24 protein-coding genes and 1 pseudogene are annotated in these 23,812 nt (G+C 40.5%); 23 read left to right on the forward strand and 2 right to left on the reverse strand.

The window, feature by feature from the left end; translation table 11 throughout:
* The first annotated feature begins 125 nt into the window (after positions 1-125).
* The 17 genes and pseudogenes from aceE (at position 126) to acnB (ending at position 16,601) form a co-directional block, all read left to right on the forward strand.
* Positions 126-2,792, forward strand: coding sequence for a pyruvate dehydrogenase (acetyl-transferring), homodimeric type (gene aceE, locus ACE2AL_RS06605; RefSeq protein WP_206082679.1), 2,667 nt, complete (start codon positions 126-128; stop codon positions 2,790-2,792).
* A 13-nt stretch (positions 2,793-2,805) separates the two neighbouring features.
* Complete coding sequence (gene aceF, locus ACE2AL_RS06610; RefSeq protein ID WP_375084161.1) at positions 2,806-4,662, forward strand: pyruvate dehydrogenase complex dihydrolipoyllysine-residue acetyltransferase; 1,857 nt, start codon at positions 2,806-2,808, stop codon at positions 4,660-4,662.
* Between the two features lie 204 nt (positions 4,663-4,866).
* Positions 4,867-6,294: a dihydrolipoyl dehydrogenase gene (gene lpdA / locus ACE2AL_RS06615; RefSeq protein WP_206082677.1), complete on the forward strand. Its 1,428-nt coding sequence runs from the start codon at positions 4,867-4,869 to the stop codon at positions 6,292-6,294.
* A gap of 291 nt (positions 6,295-6,585) precedes the next feature.
* Complete coding sequence (locus tag ACE2AL_RS06620; RefSeq protein WP_375084162.1) at positions 6,586-7,959, forward strand: hypothetical protein; 1,374 nt, start codon at positions 6,586-6,588, stop codon at positions 7,957-7,959.
* Between the two features lie 16 nt (positions 7,960-7,975).
* Positions 7,976-8,299, forward strand: coding sequence for a hypothetical protein (locus tag ACE2AL_RS06625; RefSeq protein WP_036959259.1), 324 nt, complete (start codon positions 7,976-7,978; stop codon positions 8,297-8,299).
* Positions 8,300-8,460: 161 nt separating this feature from the next.
* Positions 8,461-8,961 carry a hypothetical protein gene (locus tag ACE2AL_RS06630; RefSeq protein WP_349415776.1) on the forward strand — a complete coding sequence of 167 codons (501 nt, stop codon included), beginning with the start codon at positions 8,461-8,463 and terminating at the stop codon, positions 8,959-8,961.
* Positions 8,958-9,194 carry a hypothetical protein gene (locus ACE2AL_RS06635; protein WP_206082674.1) on the forward strand — a complete coding sequence of 79 codons (237 nt, stop codon included), beginning with the start codon at positions 8,958-8,960 and terminating at the stop codon, positions 9,192-9,194. The genes ACE2AL_RS06630 and ACE2AL_RS06635 overlap by 4 nt, the downstream gene beginning before the upstream one ends.
* A gap of 100 nt (positions 9,195-9,294) precedes the next feature.
* A pseudogene (locus tag ACE2AL_RS06640) lies at positions 9,295-9,366 on the forward strand (dihydrolipoamide dehydrogenase); the annotation flags it as partial.
* A gap of 422 nt (positions 9,367-9,788) precedes the next feature.
* A complete protein-coding gene (locus tag ACE2AL_RS06645; protein WP_349415777.1) occupies positions 9,789-10,004 on the forward strand; it encodes a hypothetical protein in 216 nt (71 codons plus the stop codon).
* 147 nt (positions 10,005-10,151) lie between these two features.
* Complete coding sequence (locus tag ACE2AL_RS06650; protein ID WP_375084163.1) at positions 10,152-10,313, forward strand: hypothetical protein; 162 nt, start codon at positions 10,152-10,154, stop codon at positions 10,311-10,313.
* 250 nt (positions 10,314-10,563) lie between these two features.
* Positions 10,564-10,887 (forward strand): hypothetical protein, encoded by a 324-nt coding sequence (locus ACE2AL_RS06655; RefSeq protein ID WP_349415779.1) that lies wholly within the window; start codon positions 10,564-10,566, stop codon positions 10,885-10,887.
* A gap of 655 nt (positions 10,888-11,542) precedes the next feature.
* Complete coding sequence (locus tag ACE2AL_RS06660; RefSeq protein WP_375084164.1) at positions 11,543-11,767, forward strand: hypothetical protein; 225 nt, start codon at positions 11,543-11,545, stop codon at positions 11,765-11,767.
* Positions 11,768-11,863: 96 nt separating this feature from the next.
* The gene (locus ACE2AL_RS06665; RefSeq protein WP_375084165.1) at positions 11,864-12,211 is read left to right on the forward strand and encodes a DUF3969 family protein; all 348 of its coding nucleotides are present in this window, start codon (positions 11,864-11,866) and stop codon (positions 12,209-12,211) included.
* Between the two features lie 48 nt (positions 12,212-12,259).
* Positions 12,260-12,544 (forward strand): hypothetical protein, encoded by a 285-nt coding sequence (locus ACE2AL_RS06670; RefSeq protein ID WP_206082668.1) that lies wholly within the window; start codon positions 12,260-12,262, stop codon positions 12,542-12,544.
* A 55-nt stretch (positions 12,545-12,599) separates the two neighbouring features.
* Positions 12,600-12,962 carry a hypothetical protein gene (locus ACE2AL_RS06675; RefSeq protein ID WP_375084166.1) on the forward strand — a complete coding sequence of 121 codons (363 nt, stop codon included), beginning with the start codon at positions 12,600-12,602 and terminating at the stop codon, positions 12,960-12,962.
* 246 nt (positions 12,963-13,208) lie between these two features.
* Positions 13,209-13,562, forward strand: coding sequence for a VOC family protein (locus ACE2AL_RS06680; RefSeq protein WP_206082666.1), 354 nt, complete (start codon positions 13,209-13,211; stop codon positions 13,560-13,562).
* A gap of 441 nt (positions 13,563-14,003) precedes the next feature.
* On the forward strand, positions 14,004-16,601 hold the full coding sequence (acnB, locus tag ACE2AL_RS06685; protein ID WP_047757406.1) for a bifunctional aconitate hydratase 2/2-methylisocitrate dehydratase: 2,598 nt from the start codon (positions 14,004-14,006) through the stop codon (positions 16,599-16,601).
* Between the two features lie 54 nt (positions 16,602-16,655).
* On the opposite strand, the gene ACE2AL_RS06690 is transcribed toward acnB, so the two are convergent.
* On the reverse strand, positions 16,656-17,033 hold the full coding sequence (locus ACE2AL_RS06690) for a VOC family protein (RefSeq protein ID WP_206082665.1): 378 nt from the start codon (positions 17,031-17,033) through the stop codon (positions 16,656-16,658).
* Positions 17,034-17,213: 180 nt separating this feature from the next.
* Here ACE2AL_RS06690 and ACE2AL_RS06695 point away from each other — a divergent pair, with 180 nt between their 5' ends.
* The 4 genes from ACE2AL_RS06695 (at position 17,214) to ACE2AL_RS06710 (ending at position 20,286) form a co-directional block, all read left to right on the forward strand.
* Positions 17,214-17,579, forward strand: a complete 366-nt coding sequence (locus tag ACE2AL_RS06695) for a YacL family protein (RefSeq protein ID WP_206082664.1) — start codon at positions 17,214-17,216, stop codon at positions 17,577-17,579.
* Positions 17,580-17,721: 142 nt separating this feature from the next.
* A complete protein-coding gene (mscS, locus tag ACE2AL_RS06700) occupies positions 17,722-18,588 on the forward strand; it encodes a small-conductance mechanosensitive channel MscS (RefSeq protein ID WP_206082663.1) in 867 nt (288 codons plus the stop codon).
* A gap of 178 nt (positions 18,589-18,766) precedes the next feature.
* The gene (argO, locus tag ACE2AL_RS06705) at positions 18,767-19,399 is read left to right on the forward strand and encodes an arginine exporter ArgO (RefSeq protein WP_272539124.1); all 633 of its coding nucleotides are present in this window, start codon (positions 18,767-18,769) and stop codon (positions 19,397-19,399) included.
* A gap of 155 nt (positions 19,400-19,554) precedes the next feature.
* Entirely contained in the window at positions 19,555-20,286 is a 732-nt protein-coding gene (locus tag ACE2AL_RS06710) for an oxidative stress defense protein (protein ID WP_206082661.1), read from the forward strand.
* Here ACE2AL_RS06710 and ACE2AL_RS06715 read toward each other — a convergent pair.
* Positions 20,283-21,197 carry a LysR family transcriptional regulator ArgP gene (locus ACE2AL_RS06715; RefSeq protein WP_206082660.1) on the reverse strand — a complete coding sequence of 305 codons (915 nt, stop codon included), beginning with the start codon at positions 21,195-21,197 and terminating at the stop codon, positions 20,283-20,285. The two genes, ACE2AL_RS06710 and ACE2AL_RS06715, sit on opposite strands and share 4 nt — an antisense overlap.
* Before the next feature lie 193 nt (positions 21,198-21,390).
* Here ACE2AL_RS06715 and rpiA point away from each other — a divergent pair, with 193 nt between their 5' ends.
* Both rpiA and serA read left to right on the forward strand, forming a co-directional pair.
* Entirely contained in the window at positions 21,391-22,053 is a 663-nt protein-coding gene (gene rpiA, locus ACE2AL_RS06720) for a ribose-5-phosphate isomerase RpiA (protein WP_206082659.1), read from the forward strand.
* Positions 22,054-22,535: 482 nt separating this feature from the next.
* A complete protein-coding gene (serA, locus tag ACE2AL_RS06725; RefSeq protein WP_206082658.1) occupies positions 22,536-23,786 on the forward strand; it encodes a phosphoglycerate dehydrogenase in 1,251 nt (416 codons plus the stop codon).
* Positions 23,787-23,812: the final 26 nt, after the last annotated feature.

A 23,812-nucleotide genomic window follows, 5' to 3' on the forward strand; every position in this document is an offset into this window, starting at 1 on the left:
AAAGAGAGTTAAAGCGGCAACTACATCAGGGCCTATCTTCCCGCTGTTTTAGCAATATTGGGAAAATAGCGGGAAGATAGGCTCCACATAACCATATAAAATAGATAACAGATAAGGAATACACCATGTCAGATATGTTAAAAAATGACGTGGATCCGATTGAAACTCGCGACTGGCTACAGGCGATTGAATCGGTCATCCGTGAAGAAGGTGTTGATCGTGCTCAGTTTATTATCGAACAGGTATTAAGCGAAGCGCGTAAAGGCGGCGTAAGTATTGCTGCTGGTGCATCTGGTCGTTCTGATTACATCAACACAATTGCTGTTGAAGATGAGCCTGCATACCCTGGTAACATGGACTTAGAGCGCCGTATTCGCTCTGCAATTCGCTGGAACGCAGTAATGACTGTTCTGCGTGCGTCTAAAAAAGACTTAGAACTGGGCGGCCACATGGCTTCTTTCCAGTCATCAGCAACCTTGTATGAAGTCTGCTTCAACCACTTCTTCCGTGCTCATAACAATAATGATGGCGGAGACTTAGTATTCTTCCAAGGTCACATCTCTCCAGGTATCTATGCACGTGCTTTCTTAGAAGGGCGTTTAACTGAAGAGCAAATGAACAACTTCCGTCAAGAAATTGGTGGTAATGGCCTATCTTCATATCCGCACCCTAAATTGATGCCTGACTTCTGGCAATTCCCGACAGTATCAATGGGGCTGGGCCCAATCAATGCTATCTATCAAGCTAAGTTCCTGAAATACCTTGATAACCGTGGCCTGAAAGATACATCTGCGCAGCGCGTATATGCATTCTTAGGTGATGGTGAGATGGATGAGCCAGAATCTAAAGGTGCGATTACTATCGCAACACGCGATAAACTAGATAACTTAGTTTTCGTTATCAACTGTAACCTGCAACGTCTAGATGGCCCAGTAACAGGTAACGGAAAAATTGTTAACGAATTAGAAGGTATCTTTAACGGTGCTGGCTGGCAAGTTATCAAAGTTATGTGGGGTGACCGTTGGGACGAGCTGCTGCGTAAAGATACGAGCGGCAAACTTGTTCAGTTAATGAACGAAACTTTAGATGGTGACTACCAGACCTTTAAATCACGCGACGGCGCGTACGTTCGTGAACACTTCTTCAATCGTTACCCAGAAACTGCAGCATTAGTTAAAGATATGACTGATGATGAAATTTGGGCATTGAACCGTGGTGGTCACGATCCGAAGAAAGTCTATGCTGCATTTGCGAAAGCAAAAGAAACCAAAGGCAAACCAACTGTTATTTTAGCGCAAACCATTAAAGGTTATGGTATGGGCGAAACAGCTGAAGGTAAAAACATTGCGCACCAAGTGAAGAAAATGAACATGGACGGTGTTCGCCACTTCCGTGATCAATTCAATGTGCCAGTGGCTGATGAGCAAATCGAAAAACTGCCATACATTACTTTCGAAAAAGATTCCGAAGAGTACAAATACCTGCACGAGCGTCGCCAAGCGCTGGGTGGTTATTTGCCTGCTCGTCGTTCAACTTTTGATGAGAAACTGGAAATCCCTGCACTGGCAGATTTCAGCCAATTATTAGAAGAACAATCAAAAGAAATTTCGACCACAATTGCTTTCGTTCGTGCATTGAACGTGATGTTGAAAAACAACTCTATTAAAGAGCGTTTAGTGCCAATTATCGCTGACGAAGCGCGTACATTTGGTATGGAAGGTCTGTTCCGTCAAATCGGTATTTATAGCCCGAAAGGTCAGCAATATACACCGCAAGACAGAGAACAGGTTGCCTACTATAAAGAAGACTCGAAAGGTCAAATCCTGCAAGAAGGTATCAATGAGTTGGGCGCAGGTTCTTCTTGGTTAGCGGCTGCAACATCTTACAGTACTAACAACTTGCCGATGATCCCATTCTATATCTACTACTCAATGTTTGGTTTCCAACGTATTGGTGACTTAATGTGGGCAGCGGGTGACCAACAAGCACGTGGCTTCCTGATTGGTGGTACTTCAGGTCGTACAACGCTGAATGGTGAAGGCTTACAACACGAAGATGGTCACAGCCATATTCAATCACTGACTATTCCTAACTGTATTTCTTATGACCCTGCATTCGCTTATGAAGTTGCAGTGATTATGCAAAACGGTTTAGAGCGCATGTACGGTGAGAAACAAGAGAACGTGTACTACTACATCACGACTCTGAACGAAAACTACCACATGCCTGCAATGCCAGAAGGTGCAGAGGAAGGTATCCGTAAAGGTATCTACAAACTGGCTTCTGTTGAAGGTAGCAAAGGTAAAGTGCAGTTGTTAGGTTCAGGTTCAATGATGCGCCACGTTCGTGAAGCGGCAGATATTCTGTCTGCAGAGTATGGCATTGGTTCTGATGTTTACAGTGTAACCTCATTCACTGAATTGGCACGTGATGGTCAAGATTGTGAGCGTTGGAACATGCTGCACCCATCTGCAACACCACGCGTTCCATACATTGCACAAGTAATGAATGACGCACCAGCAGTTGCATCAACTGACTACATGAAACTGTTTGCTGAACAAGTTCGTACTTATGTACCTGCAAGTGATTACCGCGTACTGGGTACTGATGGTTTTGGTCGTTCTGACAGTCGTGAAAACCTGCGTCACCACTTCGAAGTGGATACCAGCTATGTCATCGTAGCAGCGTTAGGTGAATTAGCTAAACGTGGTGAGGTTGATGTTAAAGTCGTTGAAGAAGCGATTAAAAAATACAACATTAACCCAGAAAAAGTTAACCCACGTTTGGCATAAGAGGTAAATATCAATGTCTATTGAAATCCAAGTGCCAGATATCGGTGCTGATGAAGTTGAAGTCACCGAGGTGATGGTTAAAGTTGGTGATAAAGTAGAAGCAGAGCAATCGCTCATTACCGTTGAAGGTGATAAAGCTTCTATGGAAGTCCCATCACCACAAGCGGGTGTGGTAAAAGAAATTAAAATTGCGACAGGCGACAAAGTAAAAACTGGCTCGCTAATCATGGTCTTTGAAGCAGAAGCGGGTGCAGCAGCACCAGCTCCCGCACAAGCGCCAGCAGCTCCTGCGGCAGCACCAAGCGCAGCAGCGTCAAAAGACGTTGCTGTACCAGATATCGGTGGCGATGAAGTCGAAGTCACTGAAATCATGGTTAAAGTGGGTGACACCGTGACCGCAGAACAATCTTTAATTACTGTTGAAGGCGATAAAGCGTCAATGGAAGTCCCAGCGCCATTTGCTGGAACTGTTAAAGAAATCAAGATTGCGACAGGCGATAAAGTGAAAACTGGTTCGCTGATCATGGTCTTTGAAGTCGCAGGCGCAGCGCCAGCCTCTGCTCCAGTTGCACAAGCAGCACCAGCGGCTCCAGCAGCCTCTGCAATTAAAGACGTTAACGTGCCAGATATCGGCGGTGATGAAGTTGAAGTTACCGAAGTAATGGTTAAAGTGGGCGACACCGTTTCTGCTGAGCAATCAATCATTACGGTTGAAGGCGATAAAGCATCAATGGAAGTTCCTGCACCATTTGCTGGTACTGTTAAAGAAATCAAGATTGCGACAGGCGACAAAGTGAAAACTGGCTCGCTGATCATGACTTTTGAAGTTGCCGGTGCAGCACCAGCTGCGGCACCAGTTGCTCAAGCAGCGGCACCAGCACCTACACCTGCAGCAGCACCAGCTCCAGCCGCAAAAGCAGCTGATAGCAAAAATGAATTTGTTGAGAACGACGCATACATCCACGCAACACCGGTTATTCGCCGCTTAGCGCGTGAGTTCGGTGTTAACTTAGCGAAAGTAAAAGGTACTGGTCGTAAAGGCCGTATCCTGCGTGAAGACGTCCAAGCTTACGTGAAAGATGCAGTCAAACGTGCTGAGTCCCCAGCTGCAGCAGGTGGTGGTTTACCTGGTATGCTGCCATGGCCGAAAGTAGATTACAGCAAGTTTGGTGAAGTTGAAGAAGTCGAACTGGGTCGTATCCAAAAAATCTCTGGTGCAAACCTGAGCCGTAACTGGGTGATGATCCCACACGTTACGCTGATGGAAGAAGTGGATACCACTGAAGTTGAAGAATTCCGTAAGCAACAGAATAAAGAAGCAGAGAAGAAAAAACTGGACGTGAAAATCACGCCATTAGTTTTTGTCATGAAAGCAGTTGCCCGCGCTCTGGAAGAAATGCCGCGCTTTAACAGCTCGATTTCTGAAGATGCACAGCGTCTGTTCTTGAAAAAATATATCAATATCGGTATCGCGGTTGATACACCAAATGGCTTAGTTGTTCCTGTCTTTAAAGACGTTAACAAAAAAGGCATTTTAGAGTTATCTCGTGAACTGATGGAAGTTTCTAAGAAAGCGCGTGCAGGTAAACTGACTGCGGCTGATATGCAAGGCGGATGTTTCACCATCTCTAGCCTTGGTGGTATCGGTACAACTGGTTTTGCACCAATCGTGAACGCACCAGAAGTGGCTATTATGGGGCTGTCACGTTCTTCAATGAAACCTGTTTGGAACGGTAGCGAGTTTGTTCCTCGCCTGATCCTGCCTATGTCACTGTCCTTTGACCACCGTGTCATCGATGGGGCTGATGGAGCACGCTTCATCACCCTAGTAGGGCAATTAATGAGCGATATTCGCCGTTTAGTGATGTAAATAATAAGACCGGCTGATAGGCCGGTCTGTTTTATTTAGGCTGAGGCAGAATTTTTTGCTGCTGCTACGAAAGGTTGGGAGTTACATCACGAAATGAGCCTTTTCAGGGTGTTAACAATTCTGTAAACTGCTCTCGGTGTGTACTTTTCCAGTGGAAGATCGTTTATTCAGCAGTACCGCTGGACAAAACAAAAAGAGGTCATGATGAGTACTGAAATTAAAGCCCAAGTCGTTGTGCTTGGTGCAGGCCCTGCAGGTTATTCTGCGGCTTTCCGTTGCGCTGACTTAGGTTTAGAAACTGTTTTAGTTGAACGTTATTCAACCCTTGGTGGTGTTTGTTTAAACGTGGGTTGTATTCCTTCAAAAGCTTTATTGCATGTTGCAAAAGTGATCGAAGAAGCGAAAGCATTAGCAGAGCACGGTATCGTATTTGGTGAGCCAAAAACCGATATCTCTAAAGTTCGCTTATGGAAAGAAAAAGTCATTAATCAGCTGACGGGTGGTCTAGCTGGGATGGCGAAAGGTCGTAAAGTGACCGTCGTTAACGGTCTGGGTAAATTTACGGGTGCAAATACGCTGGTTGTTGAAGGCGAAAACGGTAGTACGACTATCAATTTCGATAACGCAATCATTGCAGCGGGCTCACGTCCAATTCAATTACCATTCATTCCTCATGAAGACCCACGTATTTGGGATTCAACCGATGCGTTAGAACTGAAAGAAGTTCCAGAGCGTCTTCTGGTTATGGGCGGTGGCATCATCGGTTTAGAAATGGGAACTGTGTACCATGCACTGGGTTCTCAAATCGATGTGGTTGAAATGTTTGACCAAGTCATCCCTGCGGCTGACAAAGATGTGGTTAAAGTATTCACCAAACAAATCAGCAAAAAATTCAACCTGCTGTTAGAAACGAAAGTTACCGCAGTTGAAGCGAAAGAAGACGGTATTTACGTTTCTATGGAAGGTAAAAAAGCTTCCGCAGAACCACAACGTTATGATGCTGTGTTAGTGGCTATCGGCCGTGTTCCTAACGGTAAAAACTTAGATGCAGGCAAAGCTGGCGTTGAAGTTGATGATCGCGGCTTTATCCACGTGGATAAACAAATGCGCACTAACGTTCCACACATTTTCGCTATCGGTGATATCGTTGGTCAACCAATGTTGGCTCACAAAGGTGTTCACGAAGGTCACGTTGCAGCAGAGGTTATCTCTGGTCTGAAACATTACTTTGACCCGAAAGTGATCCCATCAATCGCTTATACTGAGCCAGAAGTTGCATGGGTTGGTTTAACTGAAAAAGAAGCGAAAGAACAAAATATCAGCTACGAAGTTGCGACTTTCCCATGGGCTGCGTCAGGTCGTGCAATTGCATCTGACTGCTCAGAAGGTATGACTAAGCTGATTTTCGACAAGCAATCTAACCGTGTTATCGGTGGTGCGGTTGTCGGTGTGAACGGTGGTGAATTACTGGGCGAAATCGGCCTAGCAATTGAAATGGGCTGTGATGCTGAAGATTTAGCATTAACTATCCATGCTCACCCAACACTGTATGAATCAATCGGTATGGCTGCTGAGATTTACGAAGGTAGCATTACTGATTTACCAAACGCAAAAGCGAAAAAGAAAAAATAATTTTCTTTAATCGCATAGATAAACAGTATCTCTAGTATGCTGTTTATCACCAAAGCGTATAGAAGCCAATGTGGAAACACATTGGCTTTTTTTATTTTTGTGAATATAAACAATTAGTCGCATGTGCCTGTCAATTATTTATTAAAAACGATATTAATCATTTTATAAATAATATGTTTTAAATTTTAACTAACGAATATTTATTAATAATAACGGTTAGTTGACTATAAAAATATTAAATTCTAATTTCTTTATTGTATTTTTATTTACAACTAATAAGGAAGTTAGTTTATGGATGATGTGACACACCTAGGTACAATAACTGTATGGGGAAACAATCCAAGAGAACATTTTAATGATTATTTTAATAATTATGATAATGCTCATGAAGATATTGATTTAACTGGGAGGTATGAAGAATTAAAAAATATTTTACATGAAAATCTTTATGATAATAAAAATATAGCTCATATCCATGATGATGTTGATAATCATAAAGTCGATACTTTTCAAGATTCTTCTACTACAATTAAGGATGATTTAAAATATAAACAAGCATTAATTGAAAATGCTTTAATTACATTGAGAAAGGATATTGCGAAGATTGAGAAATCGCCTGGCTGGAAATTTATCATTGATCCGCAAAAGTACCCTTGTACATATAAATGGAATTTTCAATCTTCAGACTCCTCAAAATTAAAAATTTCAGCAACCTTTAAATTTCGCACAATTGAAGATAGAGACAGGCTCCTCGCAGATGATTTTGACGATAATATACCGGGTATACCGAGGTTTCCTTTTGATAATATAGATCTATATATAGATGCGGTTAATAAGCGAGCTGACCGTGATGCTAGAAATCAATTGCTCGAAATTAAAAAACAACATAAAAGTATTACGGATAAAATTCAGTTTAATGTAAATGAATTAAATAAGCTGAAAATAGCCCAAAGTAGTGTATTTGCTGTTCCCACACCGAATGTTCCTACATTACCTCATGGCGTTGCTTCAAATTCACAAGTAACACAAACGGCAAATAGCAATATTGTAAAAGGTATCGAAAAGACATTAGGTAATATTCGCGATGGCCTAGCGGAAACGTTTGATTGCTCTTTTGGCATGAGTTGCTCAAATGATATAGATAAAGCAGCAAAAAATTCGAATGTTAGGAAACCTCATACTGGTGGCGACCAAATACCTGAGCAAGGTCGGATAGATACAGGTGGAAACCAAATACCCGAACAAGGAAAAATTGATACGGGTGGAAAACAGATACCTGAACAAGGGCGGACGGATACTGGCGGAGATCAAATACCTGAACATATAGATAATACGCATATAACCCCACTGCCTAATCAGATTACAGTAGAAGATATTGCCTATTTATCTGAAAACAAAAATAATATTAAAAATAAATGGCATCAGGGTAGTTTTAACTCTCCTGACGAATCATTACAGAAGCATTATGAAAAACATGGAAAAGAAGTTGGAGCGGGTAGTGTTGAGCAGTATAGAAACAAAGCTGAAGAATTTGTCAAAAACTTAAAAGGTGCTAGAACAGTGAAAGTAAGAGGTGCGACTGATAATGTGACTCGTTATTATAAAAATGGGAAATATTTAGATAGAACATCCGAAGGAAAGATAATATCTTTTGGAAAACAATAATATAGAGGGATATGTTATGTGGCATGATTTAAATATTACAAAAGTGAGCTGTATAGAGAAAACAGTTGCTGAATTCACAGTTACTATGATCCCTATTTTGCCTTACGCCAAAATGAAGATAAAAATTTATGAAGATCAGTCGGGTTTTTTTACAGGTATGACGGATTTAGCAATAAAAAGAAAATTTGATGGTTGCCCCGAGTGCGCTATTGGACGTGGAAGTACCATTGAGAAAGCGTTAGAAGATACTATCCTCTATTTTAAAGAAATGTTGAGTCAAGATGGTTTTACTGAGTTAACCGAAGATGATATTAGCTATGCAGAATGGTCTGATTTTTAAAAGTTAAAAGATCTCTGTAAGTGCAGGGATCTCTGTTAACAGTTTCACTCTCCCTCAGTCAGCCGGATAATCAACTGTCCGGTTTAGCGTGTGAGTGTGTAGTGGCTACCTTAGGCAATATTTGTGATGGCTTAGCGTAACCGTTTGATTGCTCTTTTGGAATGAGTTGCACAAATGATATAGATAAAGCAGCAAAAAATTCGAATGTAGGGAAAGAGTTAACAGCAGAAGAAAAAGAAGCGCTTGGGATCTCAAGTGGAAGAAGCACTAGCGGGACACCGAATGGTTTTGAGCCAGATGATGAAGAATATAGAAATAATCAAAGACAAAATGAGAGTAAATTTGAAAACTTTACTAAACAAGAGCTCATTTTTTCAGCCAATAAAATAATAAATAAGCAAAGGCTTTCTGTTGCTGTACGTGTGTGGGGCAAACATGCTGCTAGACCCAATGGCGTTTTTGAACCCTTAAATGGTAATCCAGCACAAAAAAATGCTGCTGCCGAGAACTTCATCCGAGAAATCTTTAACGATCCTAAAGTCGTTCGAAACGATTTAGGTGGCGGTGCATTTGAATATCGATTGCCTAGTGGAAAAGGCGTTAGATATAATACGGATGGCTCATTTAATACTGTGTTAGATCCAAAGAAGGCAATAAAATGAAAGATAATAAATTAGAACTATTTTTTTCAAGTCCAATGGAATATGAGAATCTAACGTTAGAAGTTCAATTAAATTGGGGGCGGGTTGCAGAAATTAATCAAGATAAAGGTGTAGACAATTTAGAAGTTGAACTATTTGGTTCAGATCTATCCCGCGGTTTTACAGCGAAAATGCCTTTAGATGATCTAATTTCAATATTAATTGAAGCCAGAGATACATTAAAGAAACAATAAACTTTTATTGAATTAATGGTCTTACTCGCTGTCAGCTAATTGGATGATTAACTGTCTAGTTTGGTGCGTGAGTGTGTAATTGCTACCTTAGGCAATATTCGGTATGGCTGCTGAGATTTACGAAGGTAGCATTACTGATTTACCAAACGCAAAAGCGAAAAAGGAAAAATAATTTTCTTTAATCGTATAGATAAACAGTATCTCTAGTATGCTGTTTATCACCAAAGCGTATAGAGGCCAATATGGAAACACATTGACTTTTTTTGTTTTTGTGAATATAAATAATTAGTCGCATGTGTCTGTTCAATTATTTATTAAAATCGATATTAATCATTTTATAAATAATATATTTTTAATTTTAACTAACGAATCTTTATTAGTAATAACGGTTAGTTGACTATAAAAATATTAAATTCTAATTTCTTTGTTCTGTTTTTTATAACTAATAAGGAAGTTGGTTTATGGACAAGATGACGCATGTAGATTCAATAACGGTTATTGGAACACGCTTACCTGTTAAAGAAAACCCATATATGCAATCTGAATGGGGGAACTATGACCATATTACTGACTAGTTTAGAGAGAGTGCTTTAAATGATGGTAACAGTTTATATGCTCTACCATATTCGAGATGAAGATACCAAGGATGAAGATATGAAAATTATTGGAATTTACTCAAGTTTTGAGCTTGCTCAAAAGGCTCAAGACAAGGTATCTAATCAACCTGGATTCATAGATTACCCTGATGGGTTTAGTATTAGTGAAGAAGTTCTAGATAGAGATGGCTGGGTTGATGGTTTTGTAGTTTAAAATAATTAAAGAGAGAGCCCAGTTCTGGGTTGGGATCTCCTTAGCCGCTTTACTCCCCTTCAGTCAGCTGGATAATCAATTGTCCAACTTTACGCCAAGTAGAGAACGGCCTTGGAAGAAACGCAGAGATCAAGTTTAGGTAATAAGATGATATCAAATATTGAATATAAAACTATTGCTGAATACGCTGAAACCCAAGCGCTTGATGGGTTATGGGCGTATATCACCCCAGATATGCTTCCTTCACTCCATGCCATGTATGATAATTTTCCTTTTCAGGAAAGGAAAAAAATATTTTTTTGTTTTTAGACAAATTATTACGTGATGGAAAATTAAAATTAGCTAAGTACGGTAAATTTTTAAGTGGTTCAATAGATGAACAATTACAGTCATTCTATGACTGCATTTCCGGAAACAGAGGAGCAATTAATTGATCAATTTTGGTTTTTTGATGAAGGATGCCCTGATGGGGCCGTTTGGATACTTAAAGATGGGACAATAGAATGGACGTAGAGCTGTAGAGGGTAGGTTCTATCAGATTAATAGAAAGGAATGTCTTATGTGGCATGATTTAAATATTACAAATGTGAGCTGTATAGAGAAAACAGTTGCTGAATTCACGATTACGATGATCCCTATTTTGCCTTATTCAAAGATGAAAGTGAAAATTTATGAAAGTCAATCCGGAAATTTTACTGGTATGACTGACTTGGCAATAAAAAGAAAATTTGATGGTACTCCCGAATGTGCTATTGGCTATGGAGATACTATTGAAGAGGCACTAGAAGACACGATCCTTTATTTTAATAAAATGCTAAGTCAAGATGGTTTTACTGAATTAACCGAGGATGATATTAGCTATGCAGAGTGGTCTGATTTTTAAAAGTAAGGATATCCCAGCCCACACTGGGAGCTAAATTAACGGTCTTACTAGCTGTCAGCCAACCGGATAATCAACCGTCCCGCTGGCTGAGGTGGGAGTGGCTCCCTTAGGCAATATCGTGATTGCTTAGCTGAAACGTTTGATTGCTTTTTTGGAATGAGTTGCTCAAATGATATAGATAAAGCAGCAAAAAATCCAAATGTTGGAAAAGAGTTATCAAATTCAGATAAAGTAGAGGTAGGGGGCTCTAGGGCAGGATGACCGGAGGGGTGGGAACCTGATGAGTTCTCTATAAAAAATAATGGCCTTCCTTCTAAAGAAGAACTAAAGCAAGCAGCATCAAAAATCAATCGCAATGGTTTAACAAATGCTGGCAGATCGCTCCAAAAGCATGGAGGTAGGGAAGGATCTGCATACTTATATTCCAACCAAAAGGCTTCAGTATTGAATCAGGAAGCTAAGCATTAATCGATGAAGTATTAGATAATCCAAATGTAATAATAAGACCTAGAACTATTTATGAAAATAGGAAAAGAATTGAAGTGCTTGATGCTAAATCACCTGATGGTCGGGTATTAAGATTTAGTATAGATGGTAAGAAATTTATTGGTTTTAGAGAGCCATAATGTTTGCAAATGATTGATGGGGGGATTTTATGTTGGAATACAGTGTTGGAAGTTCTTTAAGCCGAGATGATTTATATGCTGAGCTCTCCTTTAATGATGTTCAGTGGGGGGAAATTTCACTGTCTGAAGATAAAAAAGAGGTAAAAATTATTATTTATCCTGACTCGGATTGTTTAGAATTTAATTACAGTGAATTTTTATTATTGATAGAGAAAGCTAAAGATCATCTTTTACGTTTAGAACCTTTAGTTTAATTTCCTCATAAGCAGGTTGGTTCCTCCATTTTTAGCGTGGGGGAACCAAAGTGGTAGAGTAATTAATGTAAAAGTTAAACCGGGCTGGAGTAATATATGATGAGGCTTAATTATAGTATTAGTGGTAAACAGGCTAGCAAATTTATAAGCTTTTTAACTTTAGGTGTATTAACTGCATTAGATAAAAATTTGATATCAATTGATGAAGCGGAAGGATTCATTTTCAAACCGTATTTGGCCAAGTTACTTGAACAAATGGGTTCTGAGGAAAAATTGATAGATATAATAAACCTAGGTTGTGAATTAGATGATGTGGCAAGTTTATATCCAGAAGATCTTCACGTTCAGATAAAAGATCTATTAGACAAAACATTATCAGTAATCTCTCATAGTGAAAATTTAGGACGGTTAATTGATAAAGAAATTAATATTATTGATGACTAACTAAATGTTTAGAACATAAATGAAATTAAGAATGGTAAAGGTTAAAATATGAAAATAGAACTGAGTCTACTGGAAGAGGCTATAGTAGCCATTTTCAAAGAAATGAAAGTACAGGGAATGGATAATATAGACTTAGATGCAGATTTTTATTGGAATGTGCCTTCTGAATCTATTTATGATATATACAATGAGCCTACTCAGTTAGATATTGGGCAATTAGAGGCTGATTATGAGATGCTATGTAAAGCTAAAGAAAATGAACTACTTGTAAAATATAACTTAAAGAATATATCAGCCATTCTTCGTTATTTATCAGAAAAACACGCAATATAATTTGATTTGATGACGCTAAAGGTGTAAGCAATAGCTGGTTTTAAGTGAGTCTATAATGGAAAAAACGTTATATTTTAATGAAATTTTGAATGATTCAAAAGGGTTATGGTTATCAGGGCTCTTTGGTTCCATCGTGGGTTGGAATCCAAATAAATCTTTCTATGAACATCGGAGTATATTTTTTTCTATGATAAAAGATTTATTAGATGAGCAAGTAATTAAATTTTGTTCACCAGATGACCCTTTAGGCAAAGTGGTTCCGTACTGGAGTGCGAATAGCCAAGATATTATGAATTATCTTGAACAACACTGGCCTGAAAATGCGAAAGCAGAAGATGATGATGAGTTGAATTTCTATTTTTATGAAATGTCAGCAATTTTATGGCGAGATGAATCAGGAAAATATGTGGGTTCCTAAATTTTTATCTAAATTGGGTTAGAACAATACAATATTACTCTGTAAATAGTTCTGTATATTTACAGAGTCAATGTATCAGCCATTCTTCGTTATTTATCAGAAAAACACGCAATATGATCTGACTTGATGATGCTAAAGGTGTAGGCAAATGCTGGTTTGGCTATTGTTTACACCTTATCTGCATCTACTAACTTTCAATCATTCGTGTAGATAAAACAAAATAATACATATCAATAAGAAAGCGCTATGGAACTAAAACCTACTGCAATTTTAATTCATGTGCCTGATGTCCAAGCGGGTTTGGCTTGGTACCAACAAGCCTTTCCACATGCTAGGGCGGAGTACCTGCCTGATTTTGATTTCACCTTATTACATGTCGGGGATTTCACGATTGAGGTGGTACAAGCGGATGCCAAAGTGAGCGAGGGTAAAAAAGGGACGGTATTGTATTGGCAGGTCGATAATTTTGATTTGGCTTTTGGGCATTTCACTCAGCTAGGGGCTAAGTTGTATCGTGGACCGATGTTAATCGATGGTAACAAGCAAATGTGTCAGTTCGTTGATCCCTTCGGAAACTTGCTTGGAATAAAAGGTCAATAAAATCAATTAAATCCTTTAAGTTTATAAAAACCAATCGCAATGATTTACCTTATCAATTAGTAATGTAAATAAAATTGCGATAATAAATATAATTTGTGATACCTGAGGGAAAAAGCCACAAAAGAGGGTGCTTTACTCAGTAAAATGCATTATAAAAAGTATGGTTTTTTCAGCTTTTTATGATGATTTATAGTCTCTTAAGCTAAAAAATAACCCGTAATTAAGTGTTAAGGCATGAAGTTAGTAGATAAATGTTACTTTCTTGTGAATGAATTAACATTACGTTTAAATTCTGCTATGCTGAGAGCCCGAAGCTGGGCATAATTTTACCGCCATTGAGATTATGCGAGCAAATTCCTCTGACCTGGCACCGGATGATAATTTTGTCAATAAGGTGCAGACAGCCGGGTATATAAATAACAAAGAAGCGAGGAGAACGTCGTGCTAGAAGAATACCGTAAGCACGTAGCCGAGCGTGCCGCTCAAGGGATTGTCCCTAAGCCATTAGATGCGTCACAAGTAGCTGCACTGGTAGAGTTACTGAAAAACCCACCCAAAGGTGAAGAAGATTTCTTGTTAGACCTGCTGACCAACCGCGTCCCCCCTGGTGTTGACGAAGCAGCGTACGTAAAAGCTGGATTTTTAGCCGCTATCGCAAAAGGCGAAACTTCCTCCCCTCTGATCTCCCCTGAAAAAGCGATTGAACTGCTTGGTACTATGCAGGGTGGATATAATATCCATGCACTGATTGAAGCGCTGGATGATGCTAAATTAGCTCCTATCGCGGCAAAAGCCCTTTCCCACACCTTATTAATGTTCGATAACTTCTACGATGTAGAAGAAAAAGCGAAAGCTGGGAATGCACACGCGAAACAAGTTATTGAATCATGGGCAGATGCCGAGTGGTTTAAACAACGCCCTGCGTTAGCCGAAAAAATGACTGTCACAGTGTTTAAAGTGACAGGCGAAACCAATACCGATGATTTATCACCTGCACCAGATGCATGGTCACGCCCAGATATCCCTCTGCACGCGTTAGCGATGCTGAAAAATGCCCGTGAAGGTATTGAACCAGATGACGCAGGTAACGTTGGACCAATCAAACAAATCGAAGCTCTGAGCAAAAAAGGCTTCCCACTGGCGTATGTCGGTGATGTTGTGGGTACGGGCTCTTCACGTAAATCTGCAACTAACTCCGTATTGTGGTTTATGGGCGATGATATTCCATTCGTGCCGAACAAACGCGGTGGCGGTGTGGTATTAGGTGGCAAAATTGCGCCTATCTTCTTTAATACAATGGAAGATGCGGGTGCGCTACCAATAGAAGTGGATGTGTCTAAACTAAATATGGGGGATGTCATTGATATCTATCCATTTAAAGGTGAAGTTCGCAACCACGAAACCAATGAGTTACTCGAAACGTTTGAATTAAAAACTGACGTGCTGATTGATGAAGTGCGTGCAGGTGGTCGTATTCCACTGATTATCGGTCGTGGTTTAACTAGCAAAGCGCGTGAGTCATTAGGGTTAGAAGCAACCGACGTCTTCCGTCATGCGAAATCTGTTGCACAAAGCAATCGTGGTTTCTCATTAGCACAGAAAATGGTGGGTCGTGCTTGTGGTCGCCCAGGTATTCGCCCTGGTGAATACTGTGAGCCAAAAATGACCTCAGTAGGCTCGCAAGATACGACGGGCCCAATGACTCGCGATGAGTTAAAAGACTTAGCGTGTTTAGGTTTTTCTGCGGATTTAGTGATGCAGTCATTCTGCCACACTGCGGCGTATCCAAAACCCGTTGACGTAACAACTCACCACACATTACCTGATTTTATCATGAACCGTGGTGGTGTTTCTCTGCGTCCAGGCGATGGTATTATCCACTCATGGTTAAACCGTATGCTGTTACCAGATACCGTTGGTACAGGTGGTGACTCCCATACACGTTTTCCAATCGGTATTTCGTTCCCAGCGGGTTCTGGTTTGGTGGCGTTTGCTGCGGCAACAGGGGTTATGCCTCTGGATATGCCAGAATCTGTATTGGTGCGCTTTAAAGGTGAAATGCAGCCAGGTATCACGTTACGTGACCTTGTACATGCTATCCCATTATATGCGATTAAAGATGGCCTTCTGACGGTTGAGAAAAAAGGGAAGAAAAACATTTTCTCTGGTCGTATTTTAGAAATCGAAGGTCTGCCAGAACTGAAAGTTGAACAAGCGTTTGAATTAGCGGATGCCTCTGCTGAGCGTTCAGCCGCAGGTTGTACGATCAAACTGGATAAAGCGCCAATCACAGAATACCTGCAATCTAACATCGTCCTGTTAAAATGGATGATCGCAGAAGGCTACGGCGACCGTCGTACTATCGAACGTCGTATTAAAGGGATGGAAAGTTGGTTAGCGGACCCGCAACTGCTTGAAGGTGATGCAGATGCGGAATATGCAGCTGTAATTGAAATCGACTTAAATGATATCAAAGAGCCAATTCTGTGTGCACCAAATGACCCTGATGATGCGCGTTTGCTGTCTGATGTTCAGAACGAGAAAATCGATGAAGTGTTTATCGGTTCTTGCATGACTAACATTGGTCACTTCCGTGCCGCAGGTAAGTTATTAGACTCGCATAAAGGCCAATTACCAACACGTTTATGGGTTGCTCCACCAACGAAGATGGACGCCGCACAATTAACGGAAGAAGGTTATTACAGCGTATTTGGTAAGAGTGGGGCACGTATTGAAGTCCCAGGCTGTTCACTGTGTATGGGTAACCAAGCACGTGTGGCAGATGGCGCTACCGTCGTTTCGACCTCAACACGTAACTTCCCTAACCGTTTAGGGACTGGGGCGAATGTGTATCTTGCATCCGCTGAGTTGGCCGCTGTTGCGTCATTGTTAGGTCGTTTACCAACGCCTGCGGAATACCTGCAATATATGGACAAGGTGGATGAAACTGCGGCAGATACCTACCGCTATCTGAACTTTGACCAGTTATCACAATATACGGAAAAAGCTGACGGTGTGATTTTCCAAACCGCAGTGTAATCTGTTATTTTGTTAACGATGAGGCCTCTACTGACTAGAGGCCTTTTTTGTTGTCTAAAGATATTCCGAAATTTCAATCAGATTTAAATCCACATCACGTAAATAAATAGACAGAATGGGGCCCATTGCCCCTGTTCGTCTAACGGGCCCTTCAATAATCTCGATCCCTTGCTGCTGAATATGCGCCTGAACTTCAGTGAGAGGGATGTCACTGATAAAACACAAATCTAACGCACCGGGTACAGGCAAGTGTGCTTTGGGTTCAAACTCTTTACCATACTGATGAATATTGATTTTTTGCTGGCCAAATTGTAGGGCATAACGCTGTTCACCAAAGGTTATTACCTGCATTTTTAAAACGCGCTGGTAAAAATCAAGGCAGGCGTCTAATTGTGTTGTCGTCAGGACGATATGGTCTAAGCGATTGATCATTGCCGCTCCTATTCATTGCATTCATATCATTTGCATTAATTTTAAGCGAATTTTATCGAGGCGGCGTTGAAATTGATGCCTTTATTTAAATATCGCGCAATAGGCGTTAATACCGCTCAACAAATCGAATTGTCTCGCGTTATACTGAGCCATAATGACGCAAGAGTAGAGGTATTGCATATGGACTACCAATTTTTCCAAGACATAACAGGCGCTATTTCCGCAAAATTCTCGATGGATCATGAGGCGATTGGATATTGGCTAAATGAAGAGGTTAAAAACGACCTTAGTCTGCTCGATACTATCGAAGAAAATTACGAAAAAATAAAAGGCAGCGAAAATCAGTGGGAGCTGATTGGCCATGAATACACGCTTCTACTTGATGATGAAGAAGTGATGATTAAAGCCAATCAGTTGTCGTTTGAAACTGAGGGGCTTGAAGAGGGAATGAGCTACTATGATAATGAAAGCGTTGCCTTTTGTGGTATTGACGACTTCCTCTTAATGTTAAAAGATTATCGTGTTTTTGTTATCGAAAATCGATAAATGCATTTTTTTTAGTGATAAGTTTTGTATTTTAACAAATTATCATTATTATTTGCAGTGTGAAACTAGCGGTTTAACGCTTTAGTTAAGATAAGCTAGCGGAAATTTATTTTTTGATAACAAAAGCGAAAGGAACACACATATGAATACTGATGATGTTACAGGTGCGTTGAATGATGCAACGAACTGGTTTGTCGCAAACCAAGATCTGTTAGTCCAGTATGTGGTGAATATTGTTTCTGCCATTGTCATCCTGATTGTCGGTATGATGATTGCGAAATGGGTTGGTCGCGGTTTACACCGTGTGATGACCCTAAAAGGTATTGATAGCACTGTTAGTGACTTTTTATCGGCAATTGCGCGTTATACCATTGTTGCATTTACCTTAATTGCTGTTTTAGGCAAGATTGGCGTTCAAACGGCTTCTGTTATTGCGGTGATGGGTGCGGCTGGTTTAGCGGTTGGTTTAGCATTACAAAATTCACTGGGTAACTTTGCTGCAGGCGTATTACTGGTGGTGTTTAGACCACTGAAAGCGGGAGAATATGTGTCTATTGGTGCCGTGGAAGGTACAGTGCAAAATGTCCAGATTTTTTCCACTACACTGAAAACAGCCGATGACCGAATTATTGTTATTCCGAACGGTAAGATAATCGCAGATAATATCATCAACACAACTCGAGAGCCTAACCGTCGTCAAGATATTATTATTGGTGTGGCTTATGATTCTGATATTGATGTGGTGAAAAAAGTTTTAGGTGACATTGTTGCCGCTGATGGCCGTATTCAACACGGTAAAGGTGTGACTATTCGTTTGCATGATATGGCTCCATCGTCATTAAATTATTTAGTTCGTTTTTGGACAACAAATGGTGATGCGTGGCCTGTCTATTGGGATTTGTTAGAAGAATTCAAACGTGCATTAGATAAGCACAACATTGGTATTCCATTCCCACAAATGGATGTGCATGTACATAAACAAGGTTCTGAAACCCACAAAATTCAATAAAAGAATTTTTAATTAGACTCAATAAAATAGCGCTATTTATGGCGCTATTTTTGTCTCTGTATTCCCATTCTATTATATAAGCCTAGCTTATGACCTATTAGAGTTAATCATTTCCACTAATAATTTTTTCTCGTTACTATTTGCGTGTACGAACTGAATAATTATTAGGATTTTTTGCATGTTTACAACTTATATCCAGGGTGCACTTCTTGGTGCAGCGATGATTTTACCGCTAGGGCCACAAAATGCCTTTATTTTACAACAAGGCAGTCGTAAACAGTTTCATATGATGAGTGCATTTCTATGCGCTTTAAGTGATACCGTGTTAATTATTGGTGGGGTATTTGGTGGCAGCGCTCTATTGAGCCAATCCGAAATATTGATGCAGCTAATTACATGGGCAGGGGTTATTTTTCTGGTGTGGTATGGCTATGGTGCGTTCCGTACTGCACTCAGCCCAGATGATGTTGTTTTACAAGCTGAAAATAAAGTGATTACTCGCTGGAAAGTGATAGTTACGCTATTTGCCGTCACATGGCTAAATCCGCATGTTTACTTGGACACATTCGTGGTGCTTGGTAGCGTGGGAGGGCAATTAGAAAGCCAATTACGGCCTTGGTTTACGGCAGGCGCGCTGACAGCATCATTTGTGTGGTTTTTTGCATTAGCGATTTTGGCTGCTTGGTTCTCGCCTGTATTGAATAAGCCAGCGTCACAGCGAATTATTAATATCTTTGTAGGAAGTGTGATGTGGTTTATTGCATTTCAACTTGCAATACAAGGGCTTAAAGGATTGGGGCTAGTATCCTAATAACAACATAACCTCAACAGAATGATAAATACTATGAATTTCTTATTATTCTGATCTGCACTTTTTTTATGATGTGTTACTGTTAATTTGTACTCGGGATAGTTTATGGTGAACTGTCCCTTTTTTAGCGACAAATTATTGTATTGGGAGGTTCTGTGAAATTAAAATCTTTAGTTCTCGCTGCCATGGTGGCAGGTGCAGCGGTTCCTACCCTGTCTCTGGCCGATGCGCTACCAAATGGCCCGCACATTACCACATCGGGTAATTCTGTTGTGAAAGCAACACCTGATATGGCGACATTGAATATCGTTGTGGAAGTGACAGCAAAAGATGCTGCGGCTGCGAAGGCTGCAGTAGACAAGCGTGTTGCCGAGTATTTCGAATTCTTAAAGAAAAACGGAATCGAGAAACAAGACATTAACGCCGCCAATGTGCGTACGCAGCCAAAATATGATTACAGCAGCGTGAAGCAAAAATCGACGATTGAAGGTTATACCGCAATCCGTTCAGTTGAAGTGAAAGTCACTAAACTTGACCAACTAAACACCCTATTAGACGGTGCGTTAGCCGCAGGTTTAAATGATATTAATTCTGTGCAGTTTGGGGTGTTAAAACCTGAGCAATACCGTGATGCCGCTCGTGCGCAAGCTATCAAAAATGCGACAGAGCAAGCGACTGAAGTTGCAAAAGGGTTTAATGCACAGTTGGGCCCAGTGTATAGCATTAGTTACAATGCACCTGCGGCAGTGCCTTATCCAATAGCGGCAAGAGCTTATGGTGGTAAAATGAAAGCCGCTGCTCAAGATCTCAATATTGATGAGACCTATGAACAGCAAAGTATTGATTTTAATGACCAAGTTGATGTTGTATTTGAACTGAAACGTTAACTTTCAGTCTCATTTTCGTCTTCTTGTTTTAGCATCTGACGCCCAGTTTTTAAGAGGGCGTCAGTCACTCTCTTCATGGTACGGCTTTCGGGTGCAAAACGGTGCCAGTACAGCATACGACGTTGGCATAGCCCCGGTGTTAAGTCGACTAACTCACCATTTTTCAATTCTTCGGCAATTTGTAAATGAGGGATCATACAACAGGTAGAACCCTGCTTAGCTAATTGCACAAAGGCTTCTGACGAATTAACAATATGGCAAGGAACGCTGCCCGGCGATAAGCCAAAGTTTTGCTGAACAAAAGCTTGGTGCATATCATCCAAGTGGTCAAATGCGACTGCGGGGGCTTTTAATAGGGATGAGCGAGTGACGCCATCAGGGAAATATTTTGCGGCGAAATCAGGAGAAGCAACAAAGATATAGTCCAAGGCGCCTAGTTTATCTACTAAACAGCCGGGTAACGCTTGTGGCTGGATACTGATTGCACCTACCACTTCACCGCGTCTTAAACGTTCTTGAGTGCGAGTTTCGTCTTCCACTTGGATATTCAACCGAATAGGGCTATTGCCTAGAACTGGGTTGAGTGCAGGGAGAAACCACGTTGCTAAACTGTCGGCGTTAACTGCAAGGGAAAGTAATAGAGGTGTTGACCCTGTATTTTCATCTCCAAGCCACTGTTCTTCTAATAATTCAACTTGATGAAGCAGTGCTAACAGTTTTTGCCCTTGTTCAGTCGGATGTGGCGGAACGGTTCGCACAAGTAAAGGTTGCCCGAACAGGTTCTCTAACTGTTTTATCCGTTGTGAAACAGCAGATTGCGTGATGCAAAGCTTTTGAGCTGCACGCTCAAAGCCGCGTTCACGGATAACAGCATCCAGTGCTTGTAATGCGCGGTAGTCAGGGCGCTTCATCAAAAAGTCTCCTTGTTGTTATTCTGCTAAGCACTATGCCATATTTTTATTGATAACACCTGCAATTATTGCGAGCTTCCGACAAATCGCAAGAAGTAACGCACAAATGCAGCGAACAACACTGCAACTTATTTTCGGTTCGGTATATACTCATTCACAATTACGTCTCAATTAAATAGCAAAAGGCATGAGCATGACGCAGGATGAATTAAAAAAAGCGGTGGGTTGGGCAGCACTAGAATACGTCAAACCAGGCACAATTGTCGGTGTAGGTACAGGGTCTACTGCATCGCACTTTATTGATGCTTTAGCGACAATGAAAGGGCAAATTGAAGGCGCTGTTTCTAGCTCTGAAGCGTCTACTCAAAAACTTAAATCATTAGGTATTCCTGTTTTTGATTGCAATGAAGTGGATTCATTAGATGTTTACGTTGATGGTGCGGATGAAGTCGATCACCATATGAACATGATCAAGGGCGGTGGTGCTGCGTTAACACGTGAAAAAATCGTTTCTGCGATCGCGAAAACCTTTGTGTGTATTGTTGACCAATCAAAACTGGTTGATGTATTAGGTAAGTTCCCTCTGCCTGTTGAAGTTATCCCAATGGCACGTAGTTATGTGGCACGTGAATTGGTTAAACTGGGCGGTACACCAGAATACCGTCAAAATGTGATCACTGATAACGGCAATGTGATCTTAGATGTTCACAATTTAAGCATTGTTGATCCTGTCGCGTTAGAAAATACCATTAATGGTATTGCGGGCGTTGTCACTGTTGGTTTATTTGCTAATCGCGGTGCTGATGTTGTCCTGATGGGAACAACAGATGAAGGTGTTAAAACGATCAAATTATAATCGCTAATTATTTTGGTGAATTAATTGACCTAATTTATAGGCCAGCAAACTGTTTAGTTGCTGGCTTTTTTATAAGGTAAAAAAGGAATTAACGTATTTAGTTAGTGGGTAGATAGGAAAACAATTGACCAGTTTTATAAATATCATTAATTTGAAATTTATTTCATTATTTTTATTATTCCGCGATTTTGGTGATATATCTCACACTAATATGTATTGTGCAGGAAAAATCCTTATTTTGTGTTACTGCTCCTGATTTTCTACCATTTAACTTCTTTTTCTTCGCGCTTTTTAGCACCTCTTAAGCAAACGGTTGTATTGATACTGCGCGGAATTTTGCTATGTTGGTATACTCTTTTCAGATTTCAAGGTAGATGAATGTGCTGGTATGGATATGCCTTGAATTATGTTGAGCAAAACCATGAGTCAAACAAGCAAATTCATCTGTCACAAATTTAAAACGTTCACGATAGGGTAGGGAAATGGTCAAGGTATCTTTGCATAAAGACAAAATAAAATTTTTACTGCTAGAAGGTGTTCACCAGAGCGCTGTTGATAACCTAAAAGCGGCGGGTTATACCAATATTGAATACCATAAAAGCGCATTATCTGATGAAGAATTAAAAGAAGCGATCAAAGATGCGCGCTTTGTCGGTATCCGTTCCCGCACTCATTTATCTGAAGAGATTTTCGCCGCTGCTGAAAAATTAGTGGCGGTGGGTTGTTTCTGTATCGGAACCAACCAAGTGGATTTGGACGCTGCGGCAAAACGCGGTATCCCTGTCTTTAATGCACCATTCTCAAATACCCGTTCCGTTGCTGAGATGGTATTAGGTCAACTATTACTGCTGTTACGTCGTATTCCTGAAGCGAATATGCAAGCACACCGTGGCATTTGGGAAAAACAAGCAAAAGGCTGTTTTGAAGCACGTGGTAAGCGTCTTGGTATCGTTGGATACGGCCATATCGGTACCCAGCTGGGGATCTTGGCTGAAGGTATTGGTATGAATGTTTTCTTCTATGATATTGAAAATAAATTGCCTTTAGGAAATGCAACACAAGTGCGTTCTTTGACTGAGTTACTCAATATGAGTGATGTCGTCAGCCTCCATGTCCCAGAAACAGCTAGCACGAAAAACATGTTTGCTAAAGAACAGTTTGACCGCATGAAACCAGGTTCAATCTTTATTAATGCGTCACGTGGTACTGTGGTGGATATTCCTGCATTGGCAGCTGCGCTGGAAAGTAAGCATTTATCAGGTGCAGCAGTTGATGTATTCCCAAGTGAGCCTGCGGCAAATAATGACCCGAATGATCCATTTATTTCTGAACTGATTAAATTCGATAATGTGATCTTAACCCCTCACATCGGGGGCTCTACAGAAGAAGCGCAAGAAAATATTGGATTAGAAGTCGCAAGTAAGCTGGCGAAATACTCAGATAACGGTTCAACGCTCTCTGCGGTTAACTTCCCAGAAGTTTCTCTGCCAGTGCATACTGAAGATACTAACCGTTTCTTGCATATCCATGAAAACCGCCCTGGTATCTTGAATAGCATTAACCAAGTGTTTACTGAAAGTAACATTAACGTGGTGGGTCAGTATTTGCGGACATCTGGCAATGTTGGTTACGTCGTTATTGACGTATTGATGCAAACACCAAATCAAACAGATGAAGCGTTACAAAAACTGAAAGACTTACCAGGCACTATTCGTGCACGTCTGTTATTCTAATTTCGTATAACCCGTTTTATTTCTAA

Origin of the sequence: Providencia xihuensis (assembly GCF_041953405.1) — a bacterium.
In the GTDB taxonomy this organism is placed as follows: domain Bacteria; phylum Pseudomonadota; class Gammaproteobacteria; order Enterobacterales; family Enterobacteriaceae; genus Providencia; species Providencia vermicola.